Annotated in this window: 17 protein-coding genes; 4 read left to right on the forward strand and 13 right to left on the reverse strand. The window is 65.8% G+C overall.

The window, feature by feature from the left end; translation table 11 throughout:
• Positions 1–149: 149 nt before the first annotated feature.
• Positions 150–1,313, forward strand: a complete 1,164-nt coding sequence (locus ACUH78_RS16960) for a UbiH/UbiF family hydroxylase (RefSeq protein ID WP_445334142.1) — start codon at positions 150–152, stop codon at positions 1,311–1,313.
• A 50-nt stretch (positions 1,314–1,363) separates the two neighbouring features.
• Entirely contained in the window at positions 1,364–2,068 is a 705-nt protein-coding gene (locus ACUH78_RS16965) for a DsbC family protein (RefSeq protein ID WP_418365509.1), read from the forward strand.
• Between the two features lie 74 nt (positions 2,069–2,142).
• On the opposite strand, the gene mltA is transcribed toward ACUH78_RS16965, so the two are convergent.
• Positions 2,143–3,123, reverse strand: coding sequence for a murein transglycosylase A (mltA, locus tag ACUH78_RS16970; protein ID WP_510497577.1), 981 nt, complete (start codon positions 3,121–3,123; stop codon positions 2,143–2,145).
• 412 nt (positions 3,124–3,535) lie between these two features.
• On the opposite strand from mltA, the gene ACUH78_RS16975 reads away from it, so the two are divergent.
• Entirely contained in the window at positions 3,536–4,408 is an 873-nt protein-coding gene (locus ACUH78_RS16975) for an ATP-binding protein (protein WP_445334141.1), read from the forward strand.
• A complete protein-coding gene (locus ACUH78_RS16980) occupies positions 4,408–5,388 on the forward strand; it encodes a Nudix family hydrolase (protein ID WP_445334140.1) in 981 nt (326 codons plus the stop codon). Before ACUH78_RS16975 ends, ACUH78_RS16980 begins: the two co-directional genes overlap by 1 nt.
• Positions 5,389–5,401: 13 nt before the next feature.
• On the opposite strand, the gene ACUH78_RS16985 is transcribed toward ACUH78_RS16980, so the two are convergent.
• The 12 genes from ACUH78_RS16985 to ACUH78_RS17040 form a co-directional block, all read right to left on the reverse strand.
• Entirely contained in the window at positions 5,402–5,623 is a 222-nt protein-coding gene (locus ACUH78_RS16985; RefSeq protein WP_418365454.1) for a DNA gyrase inhibitor YacG, read from the reverse strand.
• Between the two features lie 7 nt (positions 5,624–5,630).
• The gene (gene zapD, locus ACUH78_RS16990; protein ID WP_445334139.1) at positions 5,631–6,386 is read right to left on the reverse strand and encodes a cell division protein ZapD; all 756 of its coding nucleotides are present in this window, start codon (positions 6,384–6,386) and stop codon (positions 5,631–5,633) included.
• Positions 6,387–6,482: 96 nt separating this feature from the next.
• Positions 6,483–7,100 carry a dephospho-CoA kinase gene (gene coaE, locus ACUH78_RS16995; protein WP_445334138.1) on the reverse strand — a complete coding sequence of 206 codons (618 nt, stop codon included), beginning with the start codon at positions 7,098–7,100 and terminating at the stop codon, positions 6,483–6,485.
• 10 nt (positions 7,101–7,110) lie between these two features.
• The gene (locus ACUH78_RS17000) at positions 7,111–8,046 is read right to left on the reverse strand and encodes an SPOR domain-containing protein (protein ID WP_445334137.1); all 936 of its coding nucleotides are present in this window, start codon (positions 8,044–8,046) and stop codon (positions 7,111–7,113) included.
• A 60-nt stretch (positions 8,047–8,106) separates the two neighbouring features.
• Positions 8,107–9,471 carry a TrpB-like pyridoxal phosphate-dependent enzyme gene (locus ACUH78_RS17005; protein WP_445334136.1) on the reverse strand — a complete coding sequence of 455 codons (1,365 nt, stop codon included), beginning with the start codon at positions 9,469–9,471 and terminating at the stop codon, positions 8,107–8,109.
• Between the two features lie 23 nt (positions 9,472–9,494).
• Positions 9,495–10,247 carry a type III pantothenate kinase gene (locus ACUH78_RS17010; RefSeq protein ID WP_445334135.1) on the reverse strand — a complete coding sequence of 251 codons (753 nt, stop codon included), beginning with the start codon at positions 10,245–10,247 and terminating at the stop codon, positions 9,495–9,497.
• Positions 10,244–11,008 carry a biotin--[acetyl-CoA-carboxylase] ligase gene (locus tag ACUH78_RS17015; RefSeq protein WP_445334134.1) on the reverse strand — a complete coding sequence of 255 codons (765 nt, stop codon included), beginning with the start codon at positions 11,006–11,008 and terminating at the stop codon, positions 10,244–10,246. Before ACUH78_RS17015 ends, ACUH78_RS17010 begins: the two co-directional genes overlap by 4 nt.
• A 184-nt stretch (positions 11,009–11,192) precedes the next feature.
• On the reverse strand, positions 11,193–12,611 hold the full coding sequence (gene ntrC / locus ACUH78_RS17020; protein ID WP_418365447.1) for a nitrogen regulation protein NR(I): 1,419 nt from the start codon (positions 12,609–12,611) through the stop codon (positions 11,193–11,195).
• 66 nt (positions 12,612–12,677) lie between these two features.
• A complete protein-coding gene (glnL, locus tag ACUH78_RS17025; RefSeq protein ID WP_445334133.1) occupies positions 12,678–13,745 on the reverse strand; it encodes a nitrogen regulation protein NR(II) in 1,068 nt (355 codons plus the stop codon).
• A gap of 54 nt (positions 13,746–13,799) precedes the next feature.
• Positions 13,800–14,294 (reverse strand): DUF4124 domain-containing protein, encoded by a 495-nt coding sequence (locus ACUH78_RS17030; RefSeq protein ID WP_445334132.1) that lies wholly within the window; start codon positions 14,292–14,294, stop codon positions 13,800–13,802.
• 137 nt (positions 14,295–14,431) lie between these two features.
• A complete protein-coding gene (gene glnA, locus ACUH78_RS17035; protein ID WP_418365444.1) occupies positions 14,432–15,841 on the reverse strand; it encodes a type I glutamate--ammonia ligase in 1,410 nt (469 codons plus the stop codon).
• A gap of 227 nt (positions 15,842–16,068) precedes the next feature.
• Complete coding sequence (locus ACUH78_RS17040; protein ID WP_435751316.1) at positions 16,069–17,268, reverse strand: cation diffusion facilitator family transporter; 1,200 nt, start codon at positions 17,266–17,268, stop codon at positions 16,069–16,071.
• Positions 17,269–17,307: the final 39 nt, after the last annotated feature.

The following is a 17,307-nucleotide window of genomic DNA, read 5'->3' on the forward strand; positions in this document are numbered from 1 at the left end:
CCCAACTACACAACGCCCTGATGAACATAAAATCATCAGGGCGTTCGTGCGTCTACACGGCACCAACTGCAGCTGACGTCTCGGCAGCGGTGTGACGCGCCCAGAACCATCAGGCACAATCCGGGGCTTGAGAGATTTCGGAGATCACGATGAAGTTCGATCTCATCATCGTCGGTGGTGGCCTTGCGGGTGCTGCGCTTGCCGTCGCGCTTCGGCGAAGCGCATTGAGAATCGCACTCGTGGAGCATGCAGCCCCGAAGCGCTGTGACGGGTGGGATACGCGGATCTATGCGTACAGTCCTGCAAGTGCGGCTTTTCTGGAATCGCTCGGCGTCTGGGAGCATCTCGATAGAAGTCGTCTTTGTCCCGTGGCCGAGATGCTTATCGAGGGCGACGCAGGTGGAAAGCTGAACTTTTCGGCCTACGAGAGCGGCTTGGCGCAGCTCGCATGGATTGCTGAATCCAGTCTCGTGCATGTGGAACTGTGGGAGAGCCTGAAGCGTCAACACAACGTGACGCTGTTCTGCCCTGGTGCACCTGATGCCATGGAAAGGCACGACGGTGGTGTTTCGCTCGTGCTCCAGGATGGAAGACGCCTGTCTGCAAGGCTGTTGGTAGGGGCGGATGGAAGGGACTCTTGGGTACGCCAGCAGGCAGGTATCCAGGCGTCTGTCACGCCATATCACGAGAAGGGCGTGGTCGCGAATTTGCATTGTGAGCGCTCGCACCATGGCACCGCATTCCAATGGTTTCGCGAGGACGGCGTACTGGCGTGGCTACCGCTTGCAGGGGATGCGGTGTCCATCGTCTGGTCTGCACCGGACGAGACGGCCGATGCGCTCCTCGCGCTGGACGACGCTGCGTTCTGCGCGCATGTGGCCGAAGCGGGCGCGCATCGGCTCGGGGCGTTCTCGCTGCTTGCGCCGCGCGCGGCGTTTCCTTTGCGGCTGATGCGGGTGGCCGAAACGGTGCAGACTCGGGTTGCGCTCATCGGTGATGCTGCACACGCGATTCATCCGCTTTCGGGGCATGGCATCAATCTCGGCTTCCAGGATGCAAGGGTGCTTGCCGAAGAGCTGGCGGGGCTCGCCTCCTGGGAGGACCCGGGCGATCTGAGCGTCCTGCGCCGCTATGCGCGTCGTCGGGCGGAGGAGCCCTTCTTGTTGCAGTACGCCACGCACGGCCTGAATCGCTTCTTTGGAACCCGGGATCCCGTCCTTTCTCTACTGCGCAATGCCGGGCTGAACCTCACGACCCGCTTGCCGGTCTTAAAGGACGTGCTTGTCCGTTACGCTGCTAACGGTCGCCTTTGAATGCATTGGAGAATCAGATGAATCGAACAATGGGTACGTTCACACGTACCATGGTCACGCCCCTTGCCTTTGCCTGCACCGTTCTCGTTGCGGGCACAGTCCAAGCGAGTGAAGACGATGTCCGGAAGCAAATGGAGGCCTTCATCGGTGCGCCTGCGGTCGAATCAGTGACGAAAACCGGATACGGCGGCTTGTATGAGGTGGTGCTGAAGAACGGGCAGCTGGTGTACACGGATGCCACGAACAGCTTCATCCTTGATGGAAGCATTATTGAAACGTCGTCGCGACAGAACATCACCCAGGCTCGACTCAATGAGCTCTCCGCGATCGACTTTTCTTCGCTCCCGCTCGATCAGGCCGTGAAACTGGTCAGAGGTAAGGGGACGCGGGTCATCGCGACTTTTGAGGACCCGAACTGTGGATACTGCAAGCGTCTGGGTAAGGAGCTTGCCGAGATGGACGATGTGACGGTGTACACCTTTCTCTACCCCATCCTGAGTGAAGACTCGGCGAAGAAATCCGACAACATCTGGTGCGCCAATGACGCCGCACAGGCGTGGACGGATTGGGTGGTCAGCGGCAAGGTGCCGACTGACGCGAAGTGCGATACCAGCGCGATCGCGCGCAATGTAGAGCTTGGCCAGAGCTTGCGCATCACGGGAACGCCAACCATCTTCCTCGCCGATGGCACGCGTATCGGCGGCTACATGCCGCGTGCGCAACTGGAACAGGCGATCGAGGACGCCAATCCCTGAGCCGGGAGCTTCTCGGGCGGCGTGTAGCCGCTCGAGAAATCGGTTTCGCACGCAAGCACCAACGGGGGCTGCGTTCAGCGCAGGGCGGGAGGCGTCATGCCGTTGGGCAGGATGGCCCACATCTGCCCTTGCTGGCGCATGCGTCCGGCTTCTCGCCCAGCCTCAGCGCCGAAGCCCCAGAAGAAGTCTGCCCGCACCGTTCCCTTGATCGCGCCGCCGGTGTCCTGGGCGAGCACGAGACGGTTGAGCGGCAGGCTGCTGTTCGGGAAGCTCGTCGAGAGGAACACGGGCGCGCCAAGCGGGACGAAGCGGGGATCCACCGCGATGCTACGCCCTTCCGTCAGCGGGACGCCGAGCGCCCCGATGGGGCCGTCATTCGAGCTTGGCAGCTCGCGGAAGAAGACGTAGCTCGGATTCGCGTGCAGCAGTTCCTGGAGCCGTTGCGGGTTGTCCTGCGCCCAACGCTTGATGCCGTCCATGGACGCCCTGTCCAGGGTGAGTTCGCCCTGCGCCACCAGCCAGCGGCCGATGGATTGGTAAGGGTGTCCGTTCTGGTCTGCATAGCCAACCCGCACCATGCTGCCGTCTGGCAGGCGTACTCGCCCGGAGCCCTGGACCTGAAGGAAGAACAGATCGATCGGGTCATCCGCCCAGAGCAGCACGGGTGCAGGAAGCTGCCCGCCGCGGTCGTCGATCTGCTGGCGGCTCCAGTACGGTACCACCTTGTTGCCGACGATGCGCCCCCGCAAGCGTAGATGCTTTAGCTCCGGATGCACGTCGCCGAGTTCCACGGTCAGCATGTCGGCCGGCACGCCGTGAATCGGCCAGCGGCTGCGGGTGTTGCGCTGGCGGCTGCCCTGGATCAGCGGTTCGTAATAGCCCGTCACCAGTCCCTCTGTGCTGCTGTCTGGGTTGACGAGTTGCCAGGGGGTGAAGCGGCTCTCGAAGAACTGCCGTACGATCGCCTCGGTCGGCCTGTCACCGATCCGCGCGGCGGCGTCGCACGTGGCTTGCCAAGCGGGCTGGCGCACCAAGGTGGAGCACGAAGTGCGCAAGGCTGGCCAAGCCGACGCCGGGTCATCGAGCCGCCATCCCGGTATATCGGCCCAACTGACCGCGCGCAAGGGGCGCGTGGAGGGTGCCGCTGGCGCTGCGGGGCCAGGACCTACGCATGGGGGACAGGCTGGGCACGGCGCTGGGGGTGGGCAGGTGCTGCCTGCGGCCGATTCCTGTGGCGCCGGTGCATGGCTACAGGCGCCCAGCAACATCGCGACCAGGGCGGGGGTAACGATTTGCCGGGCACGCGTGTTCAGGTGACGTTGCGCGGCGTCCTTGAGGAACGCGGGCCTGCGGAGGTGCATGGGTGATATCCTGAGCATTCGCTTGAATTGTTGGCGTGGCTGCGAGTATACCGGGCACGGGCCCGGTGCCGATGGCCCTGCGCACTGACCACCTGCGACACTCCTGATGACGACTGAACTCGCCGATCTGCTCCGCCGCGCCGAGCGTGTGCTCGAGCGCCTGGAAACTCTCTTGCCCGGTCCGGCAAGCGCGCCCGACTGGGACGCCGCCCACGCTTTTCGCTGGCAGCGCCGCCGTGGGCACGCGACGCTGCGCACGGTGAAATCTCCGCACGGCATCCGGCTTGCGGACATCCAGGACGTAGACGAGCAAAAGGAACGCGTCGACCGTAACACCCGGCAGTTCCTTGCCGGGCGGCGGGCGAACAACGTTCTCCTGACGGGCGCCCGTGGCACGGGAAAATCTTCCCTGGTCAAGGCCTTGCTGAATGAATATGCGGAGCGTGGGCTGCGTCTGATCGAGGTTGACAAGGGCGATCTGATGGATCTCCCCGAGATTGTCGAACTCCTCGAGGGTCGCCCTGAGCGCTTCATTCTGTTCTGCGACGATCTCTCATTCGAGGAGGGGGAGGACGCCTACAAGGCGCTCAAGAGCGTGCTCGATGGATCGGTTTCGGCGATGTCCGACAACGTGCTGATCTACGCGACCTCTAACCGGCGCCATCTCATGCCTGAATACCATGATGAGAACCTCCAGGCGCGGCATGTGGATGGGGAGTTGCACCCAGGCGAGGCGGTGGAGGAGAAGGTCTCGCTTTCGGAGCGCTTCGGCCTCTGGGTTTCCTTCTACCCATTCAGCCAGGATGAATACTTGGACATCGTCGCCTACTGGCTGGGTAGCTTCGGCGTTGCTCCGGCCGAGATCGAAGCCGCACGCCAGGAGGCTCTGCAGTGGGCACTGATGCGCGGATCGCGCTCTGGGCGCGTGGCCTGGCAGTTTGCACGTGACCACGCCGGGCGCCTCCAAGAGGCAGTGTGATGGTACGCAAACGGGTCGATGTCGCCGCTGGCGTTCTGTTGCGTCCGGACGGGCGCTATCTGCTTGGCCAGCGCGGTGCTGACACCGTGTATGCCGGCTATTGGGAATTCCCGGGTGGAAAGGTCGAAGCCGGCGAGAGCGCCGCGGAGGCTTTGTGCAGGGAACTGCAGGAGGAACTTGGCATTCGCGTGACGAAGCTGCGGCCATGGTTACGGCGCGAGCACCTATACGAACATGCCCATGTACGTCTGCATTTTTTCGAGGTCGCTGCATGGGAGGGCGAACTCGTGGAGCATGTTCACGCCGCGCTTGCCTGGGTCTTGCCCGAGGAAGCCGCGTGCGAGCCCATGCTTCCAGCGAACGGTCCGATCCTGAAGGCGTTACGTCTGCCGCGCACGATGGGTATCACCCACGCTGCTGAGATCGGTGCTGATGCGCAGCTCGATGCGCTGGAACGTGCGCTTGCAGGGGGGCTGCGCTTGGTGCAAGTACGCGAAGGCGGCTTGTCTGGCGCAGTGCGTGCGCGTTTTGCGCGTGCAGCGCTTGCACGCGTGCGCAAGCATGGGGGGCTGCTGCTGCTCAATGCCGACGCGTGCCTGGCGCGCGAAATCGGTGCTGACGGGCTGCATTTGCCGGCTGCGGATCTTCTTCAGGCTGAGGTCCGCCCGGACTTCGAGTGGGTAGGCGCCTCCTGCCATACGCGTGCGGAGCTCGAGCATGCGGCGGCGCTTGGGCTCGACTACGCGCTGCTGGGGCCGGTGCTCCCCACACGTAGTCACCCGGGGCGTGCCGGACTGGGTTGGCCTGCCTTTGCCGAGCAGGTGGCGGGTTTGCCGATACCGGTATTCGCGCTGGGTGGCCTGCGGCCCGATGACATGGAGACGGCCCGCGATGCTGGCGCTCACGGCATCGCCGCGATCCGCGGGCTGTGGCATGGGGGGCAGTCGGATGCCGTGGTTCCGGTGAAAGCGGTGGGCTAGGCGGGCTGTGCTTTCAGCGCTTGCGTCCCTCCCCGAGGCCCGGAGGCTGGAAGTCGATGTCGTCCAGCGGGGCGTCGGGCGGAGAGGTCGGTACGCGATAGGCTTCGGACGCCCAGGCGCCGAGATCGATCTGGCGACAGCGTGCGGAACAGAAGGGGCGATGCCGGCTCTCCGGCGTCCAAGGTACCGCCTTCCCGCAGGTCGGACAGTTGACGGTGCGGACGCGCTCGGTCATTGCGTGTTCACAGCGAGCAAAAGGTCAGCTCGAAGGCCACGTCGCGCTCGGCCAAGCGGGGGCGAGCGACCGTTTCCGGGAGCATGAAGCGTACGTTCAGCGCATACTTGTTGGCGCTGATTTCGGGGACGACCGTTTCTGCCCGGGCGAGCCGTACACGTACCATCTGCGCCGTGCGCCCCGCCATGGTGAGCTGGAACGCTCCGCTGCGGGCGAGTTGCGGCTCGGGGCGACCGCTGCTGCGTAGCAGCCGCAGTACGATTTCGATGCCGTCACGAATCGGCGACATTGGATGAATCCACACCTCCATGTCGCGGCGGCGGACCGCCGGATCTCGATTGAGCCAGAAGTGGTAGGAGGGCAGGTCGAACTGGCAGACACCGCCGGGAATAGCGGCCCGGCTGCGGATGCTCATCAACCATTCGTTCTCACGCAGGTACTGGCCGATCTTTCCGGCCATTGCGAGCAGACTGCTTGATGCCTGCTCGATCTCGTAGAGCGCGCCGGAGAGCGCTTCCTCGGAGATCTCGGGGTTGTTGCGGAAGGACATCAGGATCTGGCGCTGACGCTCGAGTTCCTGGACCAGGTCGACCTTGAGGTCCGCCCGGCCCGCGACTTCCAGTGTCTCGAAGATCGTGAGCAGTGCGACGTGGTGATCCTGCGGGGTGTCGCCGGCCGTGAAGTGTGCGATCTTCACGAACAGATCCTCCAGACGCAACAGCGTGCGGATGCGCTCGTTGAGAGGATATTCGTAGCTGATCACCGCAATCTTTCCGCCTGTCTTGCGCCCTTTTCAATCGCGACGATGATAGCACAGGCCCTGTATCACGCAGCCGGGGGCGGTCGCGGCCGCCGGCGTTCAGCGGGCTGCCGCGGCCGCCAGATAAAGGGCATGCAGGCGCTCGACCTGTGCCTGCAAGACCTCCAGCGAGGTGGAGTTGTCGATGACATCGTCTGCGGCGGCGAGGCGCTCGGCCCGACTGGCCTGGGCGGACAGGATGGCGTCGATTTGCGCGTCGGGGAGTCCGCTGCGGCGCTTCACGCGCGCACGCTGGAGGGCTTCCGGGCAGTCAACGACGCAGACGCGGTCGCACCGCTCGCGGTAGGTCTTCGACTCGATCAGTAGAGGAACGGCAAGAATCACGTAAGGCCCGGGGGCCTCCAGGCAGCGCTTTGTGCTCTGTTCTCCGATCATCGGATGCAGGATGGATTCGAGGCGGCGGCGAGCTTCCGGTTGCGTGAAGACCAGTGCACGCATCGCTGCGCGGTCGAGGCTTCCGTCTGCGGCGATGAGTGCATCGCCGAAGCACTGGCGTATGGATTCGATTGCGCCGCCGTCCGGTGCGGTGAGTGCGTGCGCGATGAGGTCGGTATCGACCACCGTGGCGCCAAGCTTGGCGAAATGATCGCTCGCAGCGCTCTTTCCGCTGCCGATGCCGCCGGTAAGGCCGACGATGTAGGGGGGGGTGGGATGCATGCGGTGGACGTCAGCGTGGGGAGCAGGGCTGGCGTTTTGCGGTCAGGCCACGCGCGGCGGACTCGACGACACGCAATTGGTCTTCCAGGACCCTCGCCTCGATACGATGATTTGTTCGCATGCGGGCTTCGATGCCAGCCCCCTGAACGCCGCGCGCACGCAACTGGTCGAGCAGGACGCGTGCACGGGCCTCCGTCTTGAACAGGCCCAGCGAGATTGCGTATTGGGCGGGGCCGGCTTCCTGCACGATGAAGGTATCGGTCACGCCCTGCAGATTAAGCTCCACCTCCCGTCGTTCGGCTGCGCTGCGGCTGCCCTGGGGCGGAATGCGTACCCACCACGACTCGGGTGCATCGCTGCGCGTGCGTGTTGCAGTGAGGCCGATGCGGCGCAGGCGTTGGGCGAGCAACTCGGCCTCCTCGCCGGATAGGCCGACCCAGGCCTGGCATGTGGCCTGCGCGGGCATGGCGGGTGGGCTTCCGTGCGAGGGCGCGGCAGTCGTGATGTCCCCTTCCGCCAGATCGCTTTCGGGGTCCTCGGCATCTGTCCCTGCGGTCTGTTCCGACGCCTGCGTGTCATTCGTCGCCGACATGCCGACGGTAGCCTGTGTTTCGTCGACCGCCGACGGCGCGGAGGTCGTGGTGGGCGCCGCATCGTTCTCGCCCTCTGGGCCCGTTTCTGGCGCGACGGGTGGCATCTCGGGCTCGGCGATGGTGGCTGTGGTTCCGTCCTCGGATGCATCTGCGCCGGGCAGGGCGGGGATTGCGCTCACCAGTGCGGCTTGGGGCCCGCTGTCGCCGCTCAGGCGGATGCGCTCCGGGTGCAACTGCCCGGAGATGCGATGGGGTTCGCCGAGTTGCCCAGCCTCGCCCAGCCAGCCACGCACGATGGCGTAGGCCAGCAGGTTGAGCATCAGCAGCAGGATGATCAGGAAGCGCAGGGTCATGCCGATAGCTTAGACGAGCGTCGGCCCGGGGGGAACCCGGGCGGCGCAGTCGACCCGTGCTCAGCCGAGCTTGGGGAGGTGTGCGAGCGAGCGCGCCACCGCATCGGCCGGGTAGTCGTAGTCTTCGAGCTGGCCGGTGAAGTAACGCTCGTAGGAGCTCATGTCGAAGTGACCGTGGCCGGTCAGGTTGAACAGGATGGTCTTGCATTCGCCGGTGGCCTTGCAGGCGAGCGCCTCGTCGATGGCGGCGCGGATCGCGTGGCAGGACTCCGGCGCCGGGATGATGCCCTCGGCGCGGGCGAACTGCACGCCGGCCTCGAAGGTCGCCAGTTGCGACACCGCGCTCGCCTCGATCAGGCCGGCATGGAGCAGGTTGGACACGAGCGGTGAGTCGCCGTGGTAGCGCAGGCCGCCGGCATGGATGCCGGGCGGCATGAAGTCGTGTCCGAGGGTGTACATCTTCATAAGTGGCGTGAAGCCCGAGGCGTCGCCATAGTCATAGGCGTAGGTGCCCTTGGTCAGGGTGGGGCAGGACGAGGGTTCGACCGCGACGCAGCGCAGTGCTTCGGCGCGCTTGTCCCCCGCGGCCTTATCGGCTAGGAAGGGGAAGGCGATGCCGGCAAAGCTCGAACCACCGCCGCAGGGGCCGATCACCACGTCGGGGTAGAGGCCGACCTTGTCGAGCTGCTTCTTCGCCTCTAGGCCGATGATGCTCTGGTGCAGCACGACGTGGTTGAGCACGGAGCCCAGGGTGTAGTTGGTGTCGGTGCGGCCGGCGGCCTCTTCCACCGCTTCGGAGATCGCGATGCCGAGCGAGCCGGGGTTGTCCGGGTTCTCGGCGAGCAGGCGGCGGCCGGTCTCGGTGTGCGGTGAGGGGCTGGCGAAGACCTCGCCACCCCAGGTCTGCATCATCAGCCGGCGGTAGGGCTTCTGGTCGTAGCTGACCTTGACCATGTAGATGCGCACCTCCAGCCCGAACATCTGCCCGGCGAAGGCGATCGACGAGCCCCACTGGCCGGCGCCGGTCTCTGTGGTCAGGCGGGTGATGCCGGCCTGCTTGTTGTAGAAGGCCTGCGGCACCGCGGAGTTGGGTTTGTGCGAGCCTGCGGGCGAAACGCCCTCGTACTTGAAGAAGATCTTCGCGGGCGTGCCCAGAGCCTGCTCCAGGCGCACCGCGCGCACCAGGGGGCTGGGGCGCCAGAGGCGGTAGATCTCACGCACCTGCTCGGGAATCGCGATCCAGCGCTCGGTGCTCATCTCCTGCTCGAGGATCGCGGGCGGGAAGATGGCGCCCATCTGCTCGGCGGTGGCGGGCTTCCCGTCTGGCCCCAATGGCGGCGCGAGCGGCGTGGGCAGGTCTGCAGCGATGTTGTACCAGTGGGTGGGGATGTCGGCGGCGTCGAGCAGGATGCGGGTGGCTTCCATCGTGGTTCTCCCTTGTGTGCGTTTCAGTTCGTTATGGGTGAGGTTTCCCGTGATGCGTCGGTTGCGGCAACGCCCAGTCCGGCGAGGACCAGGTTGTCGATGCGGCGCAGCGGAATTTCGATCAGGTGGGCAAAGCTGTCTGCTGCTCCACCGCCGAGCAGGCAGATCGCACCCGGTTCTGCCTCGATCTGGCGGAACATACGGCATATGGCGCCGGCCTGGGCCTGAATGCAACCGGAATGGATTGCGTCGACCGTGCGGCGGGGCTGCGGGGTGAAGCGGCCGTCCGCGAGCGGCAGTTGTGCGGTGCCACGCGCCAGGGACTGCTGCATCAGCGTCACGCCGGGCAGGATCAGGCCGCCCAGGAAGACGCCGTTGGCGGTGAGCAGATCCACCGTGGTGGCGGTGCCGGCCATGACGACCAGGCAGGGGCCGCCCTGAAGGTAGCGGGCGCCGATGAGTGCAGCCCAGCGGTCGGCGCCGAGTTGGGCGGGTTCGTCGTAAAGATTGGTCAGGCCCGCGCAGTGATGGCTCGATACCAGCCAGTCCACAGCGAGCCCCCCGCAGGCGTCAGCGATCTGTGTGGCGACTGCCGCCCCCGCGACGTTGCAGCCGAAGACGCGTGCAAGGTCGGGGTTCGCAGCGCGGATCTGGCCGAGCGCCTGCACCTCGCCATGCCCGATCGCCCCTTCCATGAGCGCTTCGAGCGGCTGAACGGCGCGCACCACGCGCCATTTGATGCGCGTATTTCCGGCGTCGACGAGCAGGAGCTTCATGCACCAGCTCCATCGCCGGGCCGCAGGGAAACATCGCCCGCAAGCACGCGCTGCAGCCCCGCCTCGGTGCGCAGCAACAGCGCCCCGTCCTCATCCACGCCCGCGCAGATCCCGTAGAGGGCGCTGTCTTCACCGCGGATGCAGACAGGCAGGTCGGTGAAGGCATGGCGCTGTTGCCAGGCGCCGCGCAGCGCCGGAAAGCCTGCGCTGGCATAGATCTCGAACAGCCCGTGGAGCTCGGTCAGGATTGCGGCCAGAACGATTGTCGCCGCGGGCAGCTCATGCTCGAGGGTGCGTGAGAGATCGGTTACGCCGCTTTGCCCCGGGACCGAGATGCCGGTGGGTAGGTGCAGGTTGAGCCCGATGCCGATCACCGCTGCCGGTGGGCGACCGCGCGCGGGCAGCAGTTCGACGAGAATGCCTGCGAGCTTCTCGCCGTGTACGAGCACGTCGTTGGGCCATTTGAGCTGGATGCCCTGGGCACCGAGCCCCTCGAGCGCGCGCGCCAGTGCGAGGCCCGCCACCAAAGAAAGTCCGGCGGGGGCCGGTGCGCCGGGCATGAAGCGCCATAGCACCGAAAACGTCAGACTGGAACCTGGCCATGACAGCCACGCCCGCCCGCGCCGACCTCGACCCGCGGTCTGCCGGTTCGCGACGAGCACATGCACCCGGCCATCGTCGGCGGGCGGGGCCGCGGTGAGCGTGCCATTGGTGGAAGCGCACTCGTCCACCCAAATGATGGAGAAGTCGCCTGCGAGCATGCCCAGCCTCGCCTGCACCGCGGCGACCGCATCGGCCCCGACCGCGGGCTGGGGGTGTGCACATGGGGGGGAAGCTGCTGGCGGTGGAACTTGAGGTGGCACGGGCTCGTGGATGCGGGAGGAAAAGACGCATTATCCGCGATCAGGGCCGCGCGGACGAGCAGGGCGCAGCCCCACGTGGGGCTCAGCTCTCGGTGTGGTTGCCGGGCGCGTCTTCGTCCATGCCAAGCTCGTGGATCTTGCGGCTGATGGTGTTGCGACCGATGCCGAGCAGTTGTGCCGCCTCGATGCGCCTTCCGCCTGTGGCTGCAAGCGCGCGCCGGATCAGGGCTCGCTCGAAGTCACGCGTGAGGCGGTCGAATACTTCGCCGGGGTGGGTCGCGATCAGGCGGTCGGCCTCGGAGGACAGCCCTTCGATCCAGCTCGTGGGCGCTTCGCGTCCAGGCTGGTCGCGCATCTCGGGCGGCAGATCGGCGACCTCGACGATCTGGGCTGGCGCCATCACCGTCAGCCAGTGGCACAGGTTTTCCAGCTGGCGTACGTTGCCCGGGAAGGGTTGGCCCTGAAGGTAATCGAGCGCGGCGTCGGAGATACGCTTGCGTTCCACGCCGAGATCTTGCGCACTCTTCTGCAGGAAGTGGCGTACCAGTAGCGGGATGTCCTCGCGCCGTTCGCGGAGCGGCGGCAGGCGCAGGCGGATGACGTTGAGGCGGTGGAAAAGATCCTCGCGGAACAGGCCTTGGCGCACGCGTTCTTCCAGGTCCTGATGGGTGGCGGCAATCACGCGAACGTTTGCGCGGATTGGCTGCTGGCCGCCGACGCGGTAGAAGTGGCCGTCGGAGAGCACGCGCAGCAGCCGTGTCTGCAGCTCGGCCGGCATATCGCCGATCTCATCCAGGAACAGGGTTCCGCCATCGGCTTGCTCGAAGCGTCCGCGGCGCTGGGTCGCGGCCCCGGTGAAGGCGCCACGCTCATGGCCGAAAAGCTCGGATTCAAGCAGGTCGCGCGGGATGGCCGCGGTGTTGATGGCGATGAAGGGGGCGTCACGGCGCGGGCTGTGGCGGTGCAGTGCGCGGGCCACGAGCTCCTTTCCCGAGCCGGACTCACCGTTGATCAGCACTGTGGCGTGGGAGTGGGCGAGGCGGCCGATCGCGCGGAACACCTCCTGCATCGCCGGCGCCTGGCCGAGGATTTCGGGCGCGAGGGAGGTTTCCTCGCTTGCACCATGCTGGTGCGCAGTCTGCTCGAGCGCACGGCGCACCAGTGCTACCGCCTGGTCTACGTCGAAGGGCTTGGGCAGGTACTCGAAGGCGCCGCCCTGGAAGGCCGCCACCGCGCTGTCCAGGTCCGAATAGGCCGTCATGATGATGACCGGCAGGTGAGGGTGGTGCTCCTTGACCTTGCGCAGCAGGTCCAGCCCTGTTTCGCCCGGCATGCGGATGTCGGACAGCAGTGCGGCTGGGGCTTGCGGGGTACGCTCGAGTTCTGCGAGTGCGTCGCCTGCGGAGCTGAAACTGGCGTGGTCGATGCCCTCCCTGCCGAGTGCCTTTTCCAGCACCCAGCGGATGGAGCGGTCGTCGTCGATGATCCAGACGGTGTTCATGGTCTATGCACCTTTTTGGTGCGTGCCGGCGCTTCGGTCTCCCGCGGGGGCGGGGCACGAAGGCGCTCAGGCGCGCTCGGTAATCGGCAGCAGGATCGTGAAGCAGGTGCGCCCGGGGCGGCTGTCGACCTCGATCATGCCCTGATGTTGCTCGATGAAACTTTGCGCGAGCGACAGCCCTAGCCCGCTACCGCCCTCGCGCCCGGAGACCAGCGGATAGAAGATCCGGTCGCGGATCTCCGCGGGGATGCCGGGGCCGTTGTCGATCACTTGCAATTCCAGTGCCAGCCGGTACCGGCGCTTGGCGAGTGTCACCTGGCGTGCAACCCGGGTGCGCAACCTGATCTCGCCACTGCCACCGAGCGCCTGGGCTGCGTTGCGCACGATGTTCAGCACGGCCTGGATGAGCTGTTCGCGGTCGGCGGTGAACTCGGGCAGGCTGAGGTCGTAGTCGCGGCGGATGTCGAGGGCGGGAAACTCCGCGAGGATCAACCTGCGCACCCGCTCGAGCACGTCATGAATGTTGAGCGCCGCCGGCCGCATCATGCAGTGTGAGCTCAGCAGCCGGTTCATCAGGTCCTGCAGGCGGTCCGCTTCGGCGATGATGACGTCGGTGAACTCGCGCAGCTGCGGGTCGTCAAGCTCGTGCTGCAGCAACTGTGCCGAGCCGCGGATGCCGCCCAGCGGGTTCTTGATCTCGTGCGCGAGGTTGCGGATCAGCTCTCGGTTGGCCTGCTGCTGCTGGAGCAGCTGTTCTTCCCGTGCGACCCTCAGCTGTGCGTCGATGGGGCGGAACTCCAGCAGCAAACGTGCGCCCGCCGCCTCGATGGGTGTGACCGTGCAGTCCAGGCGGATCGGGCTGGCTTCCCTGCAGGTTACCGTGAGGTCCTGCCCGGTGTAGCTCCAGTTCGTGCGCAGTGCGTTCTCGAGTGCCGCGCTCAGCCCCGCGGGCTTCCCGAGCAGACGCTCGAGAGGCTGGCCGAGCAGCTTGCGCTGGCTGATGGCGAAGAGATTTTCTGCGCCCGGATTGATATAGCGGATCGCCAACTGCCCATCCACCAGGATGACGGCAGAGGACAGCAACTCGAGTCCGGCAAATGGGGCTGCGGCGGTGTGGCTGGGAGGGGTTGGCATGGGCGCGTCCGAGGGATTCTTTCGATCAGAAGCAAGATACGCGCCAGATGTGGATCATCGCAGACCCGAGATCTCCCGGCGCAGGGCCTCGATGTTGCGTTTGTGGAGCTCGACCTTGTCCTTGAAGGGCTGCAGGCGATCGAGCACCTTCTGGTAGTTGCGCTCGTCGCCCGTTCGGATTGACTCCTGTTCGGCGAGCGCCTGCTCGGCTTCGGCGAGGGACTTTTCCTCGTGCTCGAGTTCGCCCGCGAGAACCTTGCGGCGTGCGTCGTCACGGTTGCGCTGATCGTCGGGGCTTACGCGCGGAAAACTTCCGGGTGTCGCCGCCGCAGGCGTGCCCTTTGGCGTGCTCGCTGCCGGGCTGCGCGGGGGCGCGGGGATGGTCGACACCGCCTGGTCTGACTCGAGGCGTACACAGCCGCGTCCGAGCGAGCGGTCGTTGGTGTAGGTCACTCGTCCGTCGGGGTCGGTGCACTTGTAGATGTCGGCCCATGCAGACGGGGCGAGGCCGGCAAGCAGGATCAGGGGAAGGAGTTTCGATGGATGCATGCGCGTGTCCTGGGGGCCGCTTCCGTGGCGAATGCACGGTCGTGCGCCCTTGCCCTTGCGGAATGAAGCCTGATTAGACTCCAGAAAAAAAGGACGGGCAATGCCCGTCCTTTCCTGACTGCGCAGTAAGCCCTGGATTACAGGCTGTAGTACATGTCGAATTCCACCGGGTGAGTGGTGATGCGCATGCGGTCGACCTCTTCCTGCTTGAGTGCGATGTAGGCGTCGATGAAGTCGTTGGAGAACACGCCGCCACGGGTCAGGAATTCGCGATCCTTGTCGAGATACTCCAGCGCCTGCTCGAGGCTGGTGCACACGGTCGGGATCAGCGCATCCTCTTCCGGCGGCAGGTCGTACAGGTTCTTGTCGGCCGGGTCGCCCGGGTGGATCTTGTTCTGGATGCCGTCCAGACCCGCCATCATCAGCGCGGCGAAGCACAGGTAGGGGTTGGCCAGGGGATCCGGGAAGCGTGCTTCGATGCGGCGGCCCTTCGGGTTGGCAGTGTAGGGGATGCGGATCGAGGCCGAGCGGTTGCGTGCCGAGTAGGCCAGCTTGGTCGGGGCCTCATAGTGCGGCACCAGGCGCTTGTAAGAGTTGGTGCCTGGGTTGGTGATGGCGTTGAGCGCACGGGCATGCTTGATGATGCCGCCGATGTAGTACAGGGCCATCTCGGACAGGCCGGCGTAGCCGTTACCTGCGAACAGGTTCTGGCCGTCCTTCCAGATCGACTGGTGCACGTGCATGCCGGAGCCGTTGTCGCCGACGATGGGCTTGGGCATGAAGGTGGCGGTCTTGCCGTACTGGTGTGCAACGTTGTGCACGATGTACTTCAGGACCTGGGTCCAGTCGGCGCGCTTGGTCAGCGTGCTGAACTTGGTGCCGATCTCGCACTGGCCGGCGTTGGCCACCTCGTGGTGGTGCACCTCGACCGGCACGCCGCAGGCCTCGAGTGCGAGGCACATGGCGGCGCGCACATCGTTCAGGCTGTCGACCGGCGGGACCGGGAAGTAGCCGCCCTTGACGCGCGGACGGTGGCCGGTGTTGCCGCCCTCGAACTTGTCGGCGGTGGACCAGGCGGCCTCTTCCGAGATGATCTTGCTGTACACGCCCGACATGTCCACCGACCACTCGACCGAGTCGAAGATGAAGAACTCGGGTTCCGGGCCGAAGAAAGCGGTGTCGCCGATGCCCGTGCTCTTCAGGTAGGCCTCGGCGCGCTTGGCGATCGAGCGCGGGTCGCGGTCGTAGCCCTTGCCGTCGGACGGTTCGATGACGTCGCAGGTGATGACCAGCGTGGTCTCGTCGAAGAAGGGGTCGATGTAGGCGGACGAGGGCTCGGGCATCAGCACCATGTCCGAAGCCTGGATGCCTTTCCAGCCCGCGATCGACGAGCCGTCGAAGGGATGGCCGTGCTCGAAGTGCTCTTCTTCGAAAGCGGACACGGGCAGGCCGACGTGCTGCTCCTTGCCGCGGGTATCGGTAAAGCGCAGGTCCACGAAGCGCACTTCGTTTTCCTGGATCAGCTTCATGACGTCTTGGGCGTTCATTTTCACTCCTGGTGAGATGAGGCGATGCGGGTGTTGAGCGGGTGGAGCAGCGGCCGCAAGAGGTCGAGGTCGTTGCACCGGATGTCTGTGCAAGGCACTAAGCAGTAAGCGTGCCAAGTTTCGCAGATGCGCGAATCATTGTGCCATAAGGGGCGATGCCCGAAAGCGGTGCCTGAGTCCGCCTGATTCTGCACCCAGGTGGTGCGGCGCGGGGTTGGTATGCACCGTCATGGTGCAAGGGTGTGGAATACACGGATGCTCCGAAAGCGGGGGTAGGCCCTGAGCCAGTGTGCGATGCGCTGTTGCAGTGCATCGAGTTCCAGGCCGGCGGGGGCCGAAGACAGGAAGAGTTCAACCTCGACGCGCTGGCCGAGGTAGTGGATCTGCACGCGCGAGGGCGGGGGCAAGTCCGCGCCGAGCAGTGTGCGCATGCTGGCGACGATCTCTGCACGTTCGGGTAGTGGGCCCGGCGGCACGACCTGCAGGTCGCCGTCGTCTTCCGGATCGATGTGAACCAGCACGTCGCGCACCTCGGGGTGTGCAGTGCGAACGCGCATGTAAACCGCGTCGGAGATGCGGTGCCCCTCGGATACCGTGATGCGTGGATCGACCTGCACATGGGCATCGCAAAGCACGCGGTCGGCCATGCGCCGGGTGCGCATGTCGTGCAGCCCGATGACGCCCGGCGTGTCCTCGATCGTCTTGCGCAGACGCTGGAGTTCCTCCTCGGGGAGTCCCGTGTCGATCAGCTCGCCGACCGCCTTCCAGGCCAGCTTCAGCCCCATGTGCAGGATCAGGAAACCGACCACTGCCGCCGCGAGCGGCTCCAGAAAGGGGTAGCCCGCCAGGCTGCCGCCGATGCCCGCCGCCACCACCAGTGAGGAGGCAGCGTCCGAGCGCGCGTGCCAGGCGTTGGCCTCGAGTACGGGCGCGCGCAGGCGGCGTGCGGCCGAGAGCGTGAATCGGAACAGCCCCTCTTTGGCGAACAGGGTGATCAGCGCCATGATCAGTGCAGCCGGATGCAGCTCCGGCAATGCGTCCATGTGCTGCAGGCGCACGCCCGAACTCCACAGGAAGCCGATGCCCACCCCCGCGAGCACCGCGCCCAGCACGAGCGTGGTCGCGGTCTCGATGCGGCCGTGTCCATAGGGATGGTCCGTGTCGGCCGGGTCGGCGCCCTTGCGCCCTGCCACCAGCACGAGCAGGTCGGTGACCAGGTCGGACAGCGTGTGCGCCGCGTCTGCCACCAGGCTGAAGGCATTGGCGAACAGGCCGATGATGACCTGCCCCACGGCCAGGGCCGCGTTGGTGATGATGGCGACCAGGGTGGTGCGCTGGATGCCTTTTCCGCGCGCGCCGTCATCATGCTGGAGTTCGCGGGCTGTGGCGGTGCCGGAGGGTCTTTGGGGGGCGTGTGAGGGGTGCATGGGGGTGGCGCGGCGGACGCGCTATACTTCGGCCGACCT

The sequence above is a fragment of the Thauera sp. ZXT1-4 genome, assembly GCF_052598215.2.

Bases quoted from the DNA above. Each gene is read 5' to 3' on its own strand.
- ACUH78_RS17015 (WP_445334134.1), bottom strand. From the start codon at position 11,008: ATGCTCGCAGGCGACTTCTCCATCATTTGGGTGGACGAGTGCGCTTCC.
- ACUH78_RS16975 (WP_445334141.1), top strand. From the start codon at position 3,536: ATGACGACTGAACTCGCCGATCTGCTCCGCCGCGCCGAGCGTGTGCTC.
- ACUH78_RS16960 (WP_445334142.1), top strand. From the start codon at position 150: ATGAAGTTCGATCTCATCATCGTCGGTGGTGGCCTTGCGGGTGCTGCG.
- ACUH78_RS17005 (WP_445334136.1), bottom strand. From the start codon at position 9,471: ATGGAAGCCACCCGCATCCTGCTCGACGCCGCCGACATCCCCACCCAC.
- glnA (WP_418365444.1), bottom strand. From the start codon at position 15,841: ATGAACGCCCAAGACGTCATGAAGCTGATCCAGGAAAACGAAGTGCGC.
- ACUH78_RS16985 (WP_418365454.1), bottom strand. From the start codon at position 5,623: ATGACCGAGCGCGTCCGCACCGTCAACTGTCCGACCTGCGGGAAGGCG.
- ACUH78_RS16980 (WP_445334140.1), top strand. From the start codon at position 4,408: ATGGTACGCAAACGGGTCGATGTCGCCGCTGGCGTTCTGTTGCGTCCG.
- ntrC (WP_418365447.1), bottom strand. From the start codon at position 12,611: ATGAACACCGTCTGGATCATCGACGACGACCGCTCCATCCGCTGGGTG.
- coaE (WP_445334138.1), bottom strand. From the start codon at position 7,100: ATGCATCCCACCCCCCCCTACATCGTCGGCCTTACCGGCGGCATCGGC.
- ACUH78_RS17010 (WP_445334135.1), bottom strand. From the start codon at position 10,247: ATGAAGCTCCTGCTCGTCGACGCCGGAAATACGCGCATCAAATGGCGC.
- ACUH78_RS17040 (WP_435751316.1), bottom strand. From the start codon at position 17,268: ATGCACCCCTCACACGCCCCCCAAAGACCCTCCGGCACCGCCACAGCC.
- ACUH78_RS17000 (WP_445334137.1), bottom strand. From the start codon at position 8,046: ATGACCCTGCGCTTCCTGATCATCCTGCTGCTGATGCTCAACCTGCTG.
- ACUH78_RS17030 (WP_445334132.1), bottom strand. From the start codon at position 14,294: ATGCATCCATCGAAACTCCTTCCCCTGATCCTGCTTGCCGGCCTCGCC.
- ACUH78_RS16965 (WP_418365509.1), top strand. From the start codon at position 1,364: ATGGTCACGCCCCTTGCCTTTGCCTGCACCGTTCTCGTTGCGGGCACA.
- glnL (WP_445334133.1), bottom strand. From the start codon at position 13,745: ATGCCAACCCCTCCCAGCCACACCGCCGCAGCCCCATTTGCCGGACTC.